The sequence below is a fragment of the Limosilactobacillus oris genome (assembly GCF_025311495.1).
In the GTDB taxonomy this organism is placed as follows: Bacteria; Bacillota; Bacilli; order Lactobacillales; family Lactobacillaceae; genus Limosilactobacillus; species Limosilactobacillus oris_A.
This window is the reverse complement of record NZ_CP104398.1, coordinates 1,496,416-1,508,581: the sequence shown is the minus strand read 5'-3', so window position 1 is coordinate 1,508,581 and position 12,166 is coordinate 1,496,416. Positions and strand designations below refer to the sequence as shown.

The window sequence follows — 12,166 nt, the reverse complement described above, 5'->3', positions numbered from 1 at the left end:
TAGTTTTTAATAAATCTAAACAAGAAATAATTCCTAACTAAAAATAGCAGGTACTACACTTTGCGCAATTACGTAGTACCTGTTTTTATTTTCTTCTTGTTATGTTCAACTACAACTATTATGATTATTTAAGTATCACTACAGTGTCATAAACACAATGGAGGAGTTTATCATGAAAAAGAGTATCGTTATTGCTAGTACAGCTTTAGTTGCAATATCTTTAGCTGCATGTAGCAACCAATCATCAAGTTCCAAGAATACATCTGATAATGTTAAAACTGCTAAGAAAGTAGCAGCAAGTAGTTCAAAGCCACAAACTGATAAGTTCAATAATAACGAGTATGGTGTAATGGGCTATTTAATGCTTAGTCAAACGGATGCTTCAAAATTAGCAAATGCAGAAAAAAGTACTGGCGATTCTGATGGTATGAAAATTTCTAAAAATGCGAATACTTATACCTTTGAAGTCTTTCCAATGGGGCATTCAACAGATATTATTGTTAATAATGATAATGTAACAGTTAAATATGACGAAAATACTGATGGCACTGGCATGGGTAACAAGAATGGTAGTAAAACCTATTCTAAGCAAGAATTAGTGAAGAAATATGCCAACCAAAAAGATACGATTGATGAGATAGTTACTAAATATGATTTAAATAAAAATATAGATTCTAATAGCAGTAGCCAACAACCAGCTCCAACTGACCTTGATGAAAAAACTGAAGCAGTTCTGATTTACGCTAAAGCAAATGGCTTCGATACTTTAGATGTATCTGACAACAATGATGCTAATATGGAGTTATCTACTGCTGATAATGGTAGAAAAACTGTTGGTTATGGCTCTGATGGTGATGTTCAGTATCAAATTAATGGTAATAATGTTACCTATTGGACATTGGATCACAGTAATGATACACCAGCATATAAGCAAAAAATGATTGAACATACAACTACTCTTTCAGAATTAAAACAAGAATTCTATACTGCTGGTAATCAACGTCAAACAGTTGATATTATTACTGACAATATGGACGTAGATTAATCATGAATTAAAATAGGTACTACATATTTTGAATTTATGTAGTACCTATTTTACTCTATACCACATATAAGCCATAAAAACTATACTTGCTCAATTTTAAGAAATGCACACAGTTTTCAATTAATTATTTCTATTAAATCAACGTTTATAGGATGTTACTCAATTTTCACATGCACACGCTTTTTTTGTGTGCACAGCTGTGTGCATAATATTCTAAAATAAATAAAAATAGTCCTTGATACATCTCCGTAAAACGTTGATATATCAAGAACTAATAAACCTTGTAAGTTTTAATTATGCTGACTAGAGGATTCGAACCTCCGACCTCATCATTACTAATGACGTGCTCTGCCAACTGAGCTAAGTCAGCATCAAGCGTGGCAACGTCCTATCCTCGCAGGGAGCGATCCCCCAACTACTTTCGGCGTGTTGAAGCTTAACTTCTGTGTTCGGCATGGGAACAGGTGTATCCTTCAAGCCATCATCACCACACTTCATCTCTTCCGAGATGAGAGCTTGCGCTCTCAAAACTAAACAATATCTATCCCTTTCCAACAAACCTTTCCGCTTTGCCTTGGTTAAGTCCTCGACCGATTAGTAATGGTCCGCTCCATGCATCACTGCACTTCCACTTCCATCCTATCTACCACATCATCTTTGTGGGGTCTTACTTCCCCGAAGGGAATGGGAAATCTCATCTCGAGGCGAGTTTCACACTTAGATGCTTTCAGCGTTTATCTCGTCCATACATAGCTACCCAGCGATGCTCCTGGCGGAACAACTGGTACACCAGCGGTATGTCCATCCCGGTCCTCTCGTACTAAGGACAGGTCCTCTCAAATTTCCTACGCCCGCGACGGATAGGGACCGAACTGTCTCACGACGTTCTGAACCCAGCTCGCGTACCGCTTTAATGGGCGAACAGCCCAACCCTTGGGACCGACTACAGCCCCAGGATGCGATGAGCCGACATCGAGGTGCCAAACCTCCCCGTCGATGTGGACTCTTGGGGGAGATAAGCCTGTTATCCCCAGGGTAGCTTTTATCCGTTGAGCGATGGCCCTTCCATGCGGAACCACCGGATCACTAAGCCCGACTTTCGTCCCTGCTCGACCTGTCTGTCTCGCAGTCAAGCTCGCTTGTGCCTTTACACTCTCCGAATGATTTCCAACCATTCTGAGCGAACCTTTGGGCGCCTCCGTTACCTTTTGGGAGGCGACCGCCCCAGTCAAACTGCCCACCTGACACTGTCTCCCAGCACGTTCAGTGCTGCGGGTTAGAGTGGTCATAATGCAAGGGTAGTATCCCACCAGCGCCTCCAGCGAAACTAGCGTTCCGCTTTCTACGGCTCCTACCTATCCTGTACAAGCAGTACAAACACTCAATATCAAGCTACAGTAAAGCTCCATGGGGTCTTTCCGTCCTGTCGCGGGTACCCTGCATCTTCACAGGGATTTCAATTTCACCGAGTCTCTCGTTGAGACAGTGCCCAGATCGTTACGCCTTTCGTGCGGGTCGGAACTTACCCGACAAGGAATTTCGCTACCTTAGGACCGTTATAGTTACGGCCGCCGTTTACTGGGGCTTCAATTCTGAGCTTCGCCGAAGCTAACCCATCCTTTTAACCTTCCAGCACCGGGCAGGCGTCAGCCCCTATACTTCATCTTACGATTTTGCAGAAACCTGTGTTTTTGATAAACAGTCGCCTGGGCCTTTTCACTGCGGCTGGCCTTGCGACCAGCACCCCTTCTTCCGAAGTTACGGGGTCATTTTGCCGAGTTCCTTAACGAGAGTTCTCTCGCTCACCTTAGGATTCTCTCCTCGACTACCTGTGTCGGTTTGCGGTACGGGCAGTTGAATACTCACTAGAAGCTTTTCTCGGCAGTGTGACATCGGCGACTTCGTTACTTTAATTTCACTCCCCATCACAGCTTGTCAACTCGCAACTAAGCATTTGACTCAGTTACTGACTTGCTGCTTGGCCGCACTCTTCCAATCGTGCGGTTCGCTTAGCCTCCTGCGTTCCTCCATCATTCAAACGCATTCAACTGGTACAGGAATCTCAACCTGTTAGCCATCGCTTACGCCTTTCGGCCTCGGCTTAGGTCCCGACTTACCCTGGGAGGACGAGCCTTCCCCAGGAAACCTTAGTCATTCGGTGGACAGGATTCTCACCTGTCTTTCGCTACTCATACCGGCATTCTCACTTCTAAGCGCTCCACCAGTCCTCACGGTCTGACTTCGCCGCCCTTAGAACGCTCTCCTATCACGTGCACGTAGTGCACATCCACAGTTTCGGTAATATGCTTAGCCCCGGTACATTTTCGGCGCAGGATCACTCGACTAGTGAGCTATTACGCACTCTTTAAATGGTGGCTGCTTCTGAGCCAACATCCTAGTTGTCTATGCAACTCCACATCCTTTTCCACTTAGCATATATTTAGGGACCTTAACTGGTGATCTGGGCTGTTCCCCTTTCGACGGTGGATCTTATCACTCATCGTCTGACTCCTGAGTATAAATCGATGGCATTCGGAGTTTATCTGAAGTTGGTAACCCATGACGGGCCCCTTGTCCAAACAGTAGCTCTACCTCCATGATTCTTTTCCTCAAGGCTCCCCCTAAAGAGATTTCGGAGAGAACCAGCTATCTCCAAGTTCGTTTGGAATTTCACCGCTACCCACACCTCATCCCAGCCATTTTCAACTGACACGGGTTCGGTCCTCCAGTGCGCTTTACCGCACCTTCAACCTGGACATGGGTAGGTCACCTGGTTTCGGGTCTATAACTACATACTTCATTCGCCCATTTAAGACTCGCTTTCGCTACGGCTCCGACTTTTCCGTCTTAACCTTGCATGCAATCATAACTCGCCGGTTCATTCTGCAAGAGGCACGCCGTCACCCTTTAACGGGCTCCGACTGCTTGTAGGCACATGGTTTCAGGAACTTTTTCACTCCCCTTCCGGGGTGCTTTTCACCTTTCCCTCACGGTACTGGTTCACTATCGGTCACTAGGTAGTATTTAGCCTTGCGAGATGGTCCTCGCTGCTTCCGACGGGGTTTCACGTGTCCCGCCGTACTCAGGATCCTGAACGGAGAATGTGACGTTTCGTCTACGGGGCTATCACCCTCTCTGGCACAGCTTCCCAGCTGTTGCGACTACGTCGCATCTTGGTAACTCCATTGTTCAGTCCTACAACCCCAGCAAGCAAGCTCACTGGTTTGGGCTCTTCCCCTTTCGCTCGCCGCTACTCAGGGAATCGATGTTTCTTTCTCTTCCTGCAGCTACTGAGATGTTTCAGTTCACTGCGTCTTCCCCCTGCTAGCTATAGATTCACTAGTCAGGTAACCAACGACTAAGCTGGTTGGGTTTCCCCATTCGGAAATCTCCGGATCAAAGTGTACTTACCACTCCCCGAAGCATATCGGTGTTTGTCCCGTCCTTCATCGGCTCCTAGTACCAAGGCATTCACCATGCGCCCTTCATAACTTAACCTTGATGATCACTTCGTGATCACCCTGATTAATTGAGTTAGCGATTATTTCGTTAATTAAACTCAAATAACGCGGTGTTCTCGGTTTATTGTTTTCAATAAAAAGAAATTAGATATTATTTAGTTTTCAAAGTACAAGCTCTGAGGGTAAACCCCTCAAAACTAAACAAAGTTTCAACTATGTGCAGGTTCCGTTTTATTCCTTAGAAAGGAGGTGATCCAGCCGCAGGTTCTCCTACGGCTACCTTGTTACGACTTCACCCCAGTCATCTGTCCCGCCTTAGGCGGCTCCCTCCAAATGGTTAGGCCACCGACTTTGGGCGTTACAAACTTCCATGGTGTGACGGGCGGTGTGTACAAGGCCCGGGAACGTATTCACCGCGGCATGCTGATCCGCGATTACTAGCGATTCCGACTTCGTGCAGTCGAGTTGCAGACTGCAGTCCGAACTGAGACCGGCTTTAAGAGATTTGCACACCCTCGCGGGTTAGCTGCTCGTTGTACCGGCCATTGTAGCACGTGTGTAGCCCAGGTCATAAGGGGCATGATGATCTGACGTCGTCCCCACCTTCCTCCGGTTTGTCACCGGCAGTCTCACTAGAGTGCCCAACTGAATGCTGGCAACTAGTAACAAGGGTTGCGCTCGTTGCGGGACTTAACCCAACATCTCACGACACGAGCTGACGACGACCATGCACCACCTGTCTTTGCGTCCCCGAAGGGAACGCCTCATCTCTGAGGTTGGCGCAAGATGTCAAGACCTGGTAAGGTTCTTCGCGTAGCTTCGAATTAAACCACATGCTCCACCGCTTGTGCGGGCCCCCGTCAATTCCTTTGAGTTTCAACCTTGCGGTCGTACTCCCCAGGCGGAGTGCTTAATGCGTTAGCTTCGGCACTGAAGGGCGGAAACCCTCCAACACCTAGCACTCATCGTTTACGGCATGGACTACCAGGGTATCTAATCCTGTTCGCTACCCATGCTTTCGAGCCTCAGCGTCAGTTGCAGACCAGACAGCCGCCTTCGCCACTGGTGTTCTTCCATATATCTACGCATTCCACCGCTACACATGGAGTTCCACTGTCCTCTTCTGCACTCAAGTCGCCCGGTTTCCGATGCACTTCTTCGGTTAAGCCGAAGGCTTTCACATCAGACCTAAACAACCGCCTGCGCTCGCTTTACGCCCAATAAATCCGGATAACGCTTGCCACCTACGTATTACCGCGGCTGCTGGCACGTAGTTAGCCGTGACTTTCTGGTTGGATACCGTCACTGCGTAAACAGTTACTCTTACGCACGTTCTTCTCCAACAACAGAGTTTTACGAGCCGAAACCCTTCTTCACTCACGCGGTGTTGCTCCATCAGGCTTGCGCCCATTGTGGAAGATTCCCTACTGCTGCCTCCCGTAGGAGTATGGACCGTGTCTCAGTTCCATTGTGGCCGATCAGTCTCTCAACTCGGCTATGCATCATCGCCTTGGTAAGCCGTTACCTTACCAACTAGCTAATGCACCGCGGGCCCATCCCAAAGTGATAGCCGAAACCATCTTTTATTGGAAAACCATGTGGTTTTCCAAGTTATGCGGTATTAGCACCTGTTTCCAAATGTTATCCCCCGCTTTGGGGCAGGTTGCCCACGTGTTACTCACCCGTCCGCCGCTCACTGGGAATCCAACGTCAAATCAGTGCAAGCACGTCATTTCTGTTGGGCCAGTGCGCTCGACTTGCATGTATTAGGCACACCGCCGGCGTTCATCCTGAGCCAGGATCAAACTCTCATATAAAATATAAGAACTTGAATAGCTCTATTTCAAATTAATTAAGCGAATTGACTTCGCAAATGTTTTTGCTTCAATCACCGAAGTGACCGAAGACCCTACACATTTGATTCGTCGAAACTTTGTTCAGTTTTCAAAGGTCTACCAAACTGTCATCAGACAGCTTTTATATTTTATCACAGCTACCATTATCAAGTCAACAACTAATTTCAAGTAATTATTTGTTAGCTTTCAAACAAGCAGCTTAAATAATATATCATGCTGCCAAAACGATGTCAACAATAATTCACAATTTTCTTTTGCAAATCATTAATCGCTTTGACAACGTTAAATATGATACATGGAATCTCCCACCCCGTCAAGCACCATTTCACTACCCGCTATCCTCCGCATGAGCAAAACTGAATTTCCAGTCAACCTTTGAATGATATTGTTCCTGATTCTGCCACTTTATACCCAAAAAGGCGGGCCAGTGAGCTCCCCTGGTCCGCCTTTTCTTAACTATTATAAGACAAAATTATTTTACCCGTGCTAAGAAGTAGTGTTTCTTCCCCCGCCGAACAATGACAAACTTGCCATCAAAGTGAGTGCTCGGGTCTACTTCTGCCTCCACGTCAGTAACCTTTTCCCCGTTAATCCGGATAGCACCGTTAGAAACATCTTGCCGGGCCTGCCGCCGGGACGGTTCCATCCCATTATCCGTCAGCCAAACGACGATGTTTTCCTTCTTATCATCAACATCAACCGATGGCATATTCTTAAAGCCCTGTTCAATTTCTGCAACGGACAGATCGGCGACATCCCCGGAGAAGAGCGCCTTACTGATCCGCTGCGCTTCCTCAACCGCTTTTTCGCCGTGAACGAACTTAGTCACTTCTTCGGCCAGCCGCCGCTGTGCTTCCCGCTTCCACGGTTCCTTTTCGACTTTTTCGGCCAGGTCGTCGATTTCCTCTTTAGATAAGAAGGTAAAGTACTTCAAGTATTTGATTACATCCCGGTCATCCTGGTTAATCCAGAATTGGTAGAATTCGTACGGCGACGTCTTCTCCGGGTCCAGCCAGATTGCACCGCCAGCAGTTTTTCCAAACTTGGTTCCATCTGCCTTGAGCATCAGCGGAATCGTCAACCCGTAAACCTTCGCATCCGGGCCTTCTACCTTGTGAATCAGGTCAATCCCAGCCGTAATGTTGCCCCACTGGTCAGAACCACCGATTTGCAGTTGCACGTCATTGTGCCGGTATAAATGAAGGAAATCGACCGACTGTAAAATCTGGTAGGTAAATTCGGTAAACGAAATTCCCGCGTCCAACCGGCTGGCAACGACCTCCTTATTCAGCATCGTGTTAATGTTAAAGAGCTTCCCGTAGTCCCGCAGGAAGTCCAGCAGGCTAATCTGGGACAGCCAGTCGTAGTTATTGACAATCGTGAAGTTTTCCGTCCCAAAGAGCTTCTTCATCTGTGCCGTCAGGGCCTCTTCATTGTGGTGGACCTGGTCCATTGTTTGCAGAGTCCGCTCACTCTTCCGTCCGGACGGGTCCCCGATTGCACCGGTCCCCCCACCGATAATGATTACCGGGTGGTGGCCCGCCAGCTGGAACCGTTTCAAAATCATAAATGGAATCAAGTGACCGATGTGTAAACTATCCCCCGTGGGGTCAGTTCCACAGTATAAAGCAATCTTATCGTTTTCGGTCAGTTCCTTTAACGCGTCCAAATCCGTCGTCTGGTTAATCGCACCCCGCCATTGCAGGTCATCAATAATGTTCATGGATATCCCTCCTAAATTAAATCCCCGGATACTAAAAAATCCCCGGCTTCAAAAAACTGAAGTCAGGGACGATTTCACCGCGTTACCACCTTGAATTGCGGGCTACCAGGCTAGTAACCCACCGCTCTTCGTCGGTAACGGGACGATCCGTTCATTTAGACGGGCTCCGCGGATGTAATTCATCATCAGTCCTTGGCCAGGCTCACAACTACCGCCGGCTCTCTGAATGTCCAGCTGACAACTACTGCTGTCCGCTTCACTGCCCTTTTGTTGCCGTTATTGTACCGGTTCACGCGGGTCCCTGTCAAGCATTCACTAAAAAAAGGAGGCCGGGAATTAACTCAGCCTCCTTTGCTATTTTAAACCCGAAATGTCAATTTAAATTAGAAAAATGTTGAAAGCTGTTCATCTGTGACGTGACTTAGGAATACTTCAAGTGGTGTGCGGTAGTGAAGTGACTTCCGTGGAATAGTATTTCGTTTGTGCATCAGCTGGGTGATTAGTTCATCTGGTAAATTACGGAAGTCTAATCGTTTACTGAGACCGTCACGACGTAAGATACCATTATTGTTTTCATTCAGGCCGCGTTGATTGGGCGCTCCAACCTCCGCAAAATAAGTATGAAGGTCATGTTTATTGGCAATCTCACGCCAGCCCGCGAATTCCTTACCATTATCAAAGGTAATCGACTTAACGAAATGACGAGGCATTTTAGAAAGCCATTTATCCAAGTGATAGTTAACTGCTTCATCAGTTTTACGATGAACGTTAAGCACAATCATCACCTTAGATTGACGTTCCACCAAGGTCATGACCGCACCACGATGAGCTTTTCCTTGAACAGTATCAGCTTCAAAGTGACCAAACTCGTGTTGGTAGTGAGGAAAATCATGGTATCGCTGGTAAATACTCCGACCGAGATGCCCCGCCTTACCACGTCGTTCGACATAGCCATTGGGGTGTCGCTTGCCTTTCATCGGTAATTGCTGGACGGCAAAATTGTACTGTCCACGAGCAAACATCCGATAAAGTGTCCGCATACTACAGCTAATTGTCCGTTCTGCTCGACCAATGATCGTATCAGGTGTCCAGCCCGCTTTAACCTGCTCATTGATGTAGCTGATCTCATCCTTGGCTAGCTAAGCCTGCTTACGACCACAACGCTGCTTATTCCGCTGGTAAGCCTTAAGATACTGTGCAATGGTCTTACCGCTATCAAGAAATCGATAGACTCGGTAAATAGTTTCTTGGCTTCGTTTAAGCAGTTTAGCAGCTTGATAAGCCTTCGTACCTTGGTGCCAAAAATTAGCTATGAGGGTTAGTTCACGTGTGGTAAGATGTTTATAAGTCATTTGTGATGTTCCTTTACTTTTGTTTGTGGTTATTCAAAAGTCTATCACAAATGGCTTTTTTATTTTTCTAACTTAATTTTACAAACGGCGAAAGATAAAAATGCAGCTACGCGTCGACGGAGGTGGGGCAACGAACTAGCCAAGCTAGTTTGTTGCCCCACTCTCTCACGCACGCAAAGAATTAATCTTCCTTCTTTGCTTCTGCTTTCTTCTTTTCTTCCGGCTTAACAGTTGGCGATGGTTGCTCCTGCTCCTTCTTTGGTACATAAACCTCGTGAACAAAGGCTTCCCCCGTCAGTACGGCAACCGGCTTAAAAGTATCCCGGAAGTCGGCATCGATATCCGCTGTCTCCTTGCTCCGAACGTAGAAAAGGGAGCCCGTAGCAAAGACCACTGGCAAGTAGCAAATCAAGCCCAGGATGGTAATCAGCAGGCCAATGTAGAACAGCACATAGGTTGCCGTGTAGTTACCATAGTAGGCCAGGCCACCAAAGATGACCGTCCAAACAACCATTGGCAAGACTTCCACAAACAGGCAAATCAACAGGTAGTTCCACTTGCGGCCACCCATAAAACGCCGGCTCGCCGTCAGGGCGTGCCGCATTGACTGACCAAGGAACTGCGGCTGCTTGTCCCGGTACAGGAAGTACGCCTGAGCATACTCGATCCCCTTCCAGATGACAATAATTTCGTTCACAATCCGGATTCCGTAGAACCAAATTGCGTTGTGCGTCATCCCACCGACAATCCGGGCTACGATGTCCAGCGGCAGGCTCCAGAGGAAGATGAACAGCCCAGTGTAGAGAGCAATCCGCCACAGCTGGTTCTTCCGCAGGTGCTTAAAGTGCAGCCAAATGGAACCGGCGCTTACCGGTTGGTCAGGATTCAGCAGGTGATCCTGGTAGGTATACTGGACCGCCACGGTGAAGAAGCCGTAGAAAAAGGTTAACGCGGCCATAATTACCAGGCCGGCTAAAATTTCCAGCAACCCCAGTAACAGAGCCATTGGTGAGGCCATTCCGTACATGATCATCATTACACTCATCATCATTGACTGCGCAACGTTAGTCATCAGTAACGAAGCGACACACAGTAATGCAAAGTAGATAATCGTAATCCCACCGATTGACCACATTGCTGAAAAGTAATGTGGCTTTACTAATGCCTTGAGCGCCTGAATAAAGCTGCTCAGCGACAATCCTTGTTGTTTTTTCATTGAAAAACCGTCCACCTTTATCAATTAATTTACATTTAATCATAACACATCGACGTTTGAGCTCAATTCATTCCGCTAATCTTCGCACTTTTTTCAAAAAAGCAGGCGCAATCCTCGCTCAGAGCGCCAGCTCCCGTTCGCCATGCTTGGCAGTGGCAGCCCGTCCTTTAAAACAGCAAGAGGCCGAGTTGCTTCCCGACCTCTTCCAGACTAGCCGGCGCTGTACCCGCCGACCAGTTAATCAGTTATTAATACTTTTCCTTGCTCAAGACGTTGAGCTTGTCATCGAAGTCGTAAACGACTGGCTGACCAGTAGCCATTTCCAGGTTCATGATGTCTTCGTCAGAAATCTGTTCGATGTACTTGCTCAAAGCACGGAGGGAGTTACCGTGGGCTGCGATGATAACGTTCTTGTTGTCAAGCAGCTTTGGAGCAATTTCGTCTTGCCACAATGGGATAACCCGTTCCAGGGTCACCTTTAAGTTTTCACCGCCAGGAATCGTCCGTGGGTCCAGGTTAGCGTAACGACGGTCGTTAGCAGCAGAACCTTCGTCATCAGCACTCAGCAGTGGTGGCAAAACATCGTATGAACGACGCCAAATATGAACTTGTTCGTCACCGTACTTTTCAGCAGCCTTCTTCTTGTTGTGGCCCTGCAAAGCACCGTAGTGACGTTCGTTCAAACGCCAAGTCTTGGTTTCAGGAATCCAGAGTTGATCACATTCTTCCAGAGCATAATGCAAAGTCTTGATGGCCCGCTTCAAAACAGAAGTGTAGGCGTAGTCAAATTCAATGCCGTGTTCCTTCAGGGCCTTACCAGCGTTCTTTGCTTGTTCAACACCCTTTTCGCTCAGGTCCACATCAACCCAACCAGTGAATTGGTTTGACAGGTTCCATTCACTTTGACCGTGACGGATAAGTACTAATTTAGCCATGTTCAATTGACCTCTTTCTTCTTAAATAGTCGCTATGGTTAGCATTACTATATTATTTTAATCCATTCGCCAATAAAATCCAATAGCGAACCCCTAAATTAGCCCAGCTGGTCACCCTCGTGCTCCTGTCCGATTGCCTAAAATGACCTCATAGCAGGAGCATGAGAAAAGCATCGCCGCCTGATGGTTACAGGCGAATCTAGTCTCCTTGGTTATGAGCAGCTAAATCAGCTTGCTAGCAGGAATAAGCAGGTGCGGTTTAGCTATTCATGGCAGGTAACGCTTAATAGTTGTGGTAAGACTGACATACGCTTACCAGCTTCACCGTAATTAATCCGATTTGAGTTTTAATGCTGAGACCGGATGGGCTAAATATTAGCCGTTGTCTAGTTGCCCATTGGAAAACTAGTAAGGCTCTCTAACAGCTAAAAGTACTTCTAAATTTGCGAGCCTTATTTAAGATGCATACTGTCACAACACACATCTATCATTTCACATAGCTAGTTGAACGAGCCCGCCCTAATTTTCGGGTTCACATTCCCCAGCTAGCTAACGCGGTAAGGGATTTTCTTATTCTG

The 12,166-nt window shown here is 47.0% G+C and carries 4 protein-coding genes, 1 tRNA gene, 3 rRNA genes and 1 pseudogene; 1 reads left to right on the top strand and 8 read right to left on the bottom strand.

What is annotated here, in order from left to right:
- Window positions 1–172 precede the first annotated feature (172 nt).
- The gene (locus N4599_RS07525) at window positions 173–1,045 is read left to right on the top strand and encodes an Lreu_0056 family protein (RefSeq protein ID WP_098047204.1); all 873 of its coding nucleotides are present in this window, start codon (window positions 173–175) and stop codon (window positions 1,043–1,045) included.
- 297 nt (window positions 1,046–1,342) lie between these two features.
- Here N4599_RS07525 and N4599_RS07520 read toward each other — a convergent pair.
- From N4599_RS07520 to N4599_RS07485, 8 genes and pseudogenes are all read right to left on the bottom strand, one after another.
- Window positions 1,343–1,415, bottom strand: a tRNA-Thr gene (locus N4599_RS07520).
- Window positions 1,416–1,420: 5 nt separating this feature from the next.
- Window positions 1,421–1,537: ribosomal RNA gene (rrf, locus tag N4599_RS07515) — 5S ribosomal RNA — on the bottom strand.
- Window positions 1,538–1,619: 82 nt separating this feature from the next.
- A 23S ribosomal RNA gene (locus N4599_RS07510) occupies window positions 1,620–4,543 on the bottom strand.
- Window positions 4,544–4,748: 205 nt separating this feature from the next.
- Window positions 4,749–6,323 (bottom strand): 16S ribosomal RNA (locus N4599_RS07505).
- The 16S, 23S and 5S rRNA genes sit together here with 1 tRNA gene alongside, the layout of an rRNA operon.
- A gap of 511 nt (window positions 6,324–6,834) precedes the next feature.
- Entirely contained in the window at window positions 6,835–8,085 is a 1,251-nt protein-coding gene (tyrS, locus tag N4599_RS07500) for a tyrosine--tRNA ligase (RefSeq protein ID WP_260898795.1), read from the bottom strand.
- Between the two features lie 383 nt (window positions 8,086–8,468).
- Window positions 8,469–9,437 (bottom strand): annotated as a pseudogene (locus tag N4599_RS07495) (IS30 family transposase).
- Window positions 9,438–9,618: 181 nt separating this feature from the next.
- The gene (locus N4599_RS07490) at window positions 9,619–10,653 is read right to left on the bottom strand and encodes a hypothetical protein (protein ID WP_191363909.1); all 1,035 of its coding nucleotides are present in this window, start codon (window positions 10,651–10,653) and stop codon (window positions 9,619–9,621) included.
- A 248-nt stretch (window positions 10,654–10,901) separates the two neighbouring features.
- On the bottom strand, window positions 10,902–11,588 hold the full coding sequence (locus N4599_RS07485; RefSeq protein ID WP_003712894.1) for a 2,3-diphosphoglycerate-dependent phosphoglycerate mutase: 687 nt from the start codon (window positions 11,586–11,588) through the stop codon (window positions 10,902–10,904).
- Between the last annotated feature and the right edge of the window lie 578 nt (window positions 11,589–12,166).

Coding starts and splice junctions, on each gene's coding strand:
- N4599_RS07490 (WP_191363909.1), bottom strand. CDS start 10,653: ATGAAAAAACAACAAGGATTGTCGCTGAGCAGCTTTATTCAGGCGCTC.
- N4599_RS07525 (WP_098047204.1), top strand. CDS start 173: ATGAAAAAGAGTATCGTTATTGCTAGTACAGCTTTAGTTGCAATATCT.
- N4599_RS07485 (WP_003712894.1), bottom strand. CDS start 11,588: ATGGCTAAATTAGTACTTATCCGTCACGGTCAAAGTGAATGGAACCTG.
- tyrS (WP_260898795.1), bottom strand. CDS start 8,085: ATGAACATTATTGATGACCTGCAATGGCGGGGTGCGATTAACCAGACG.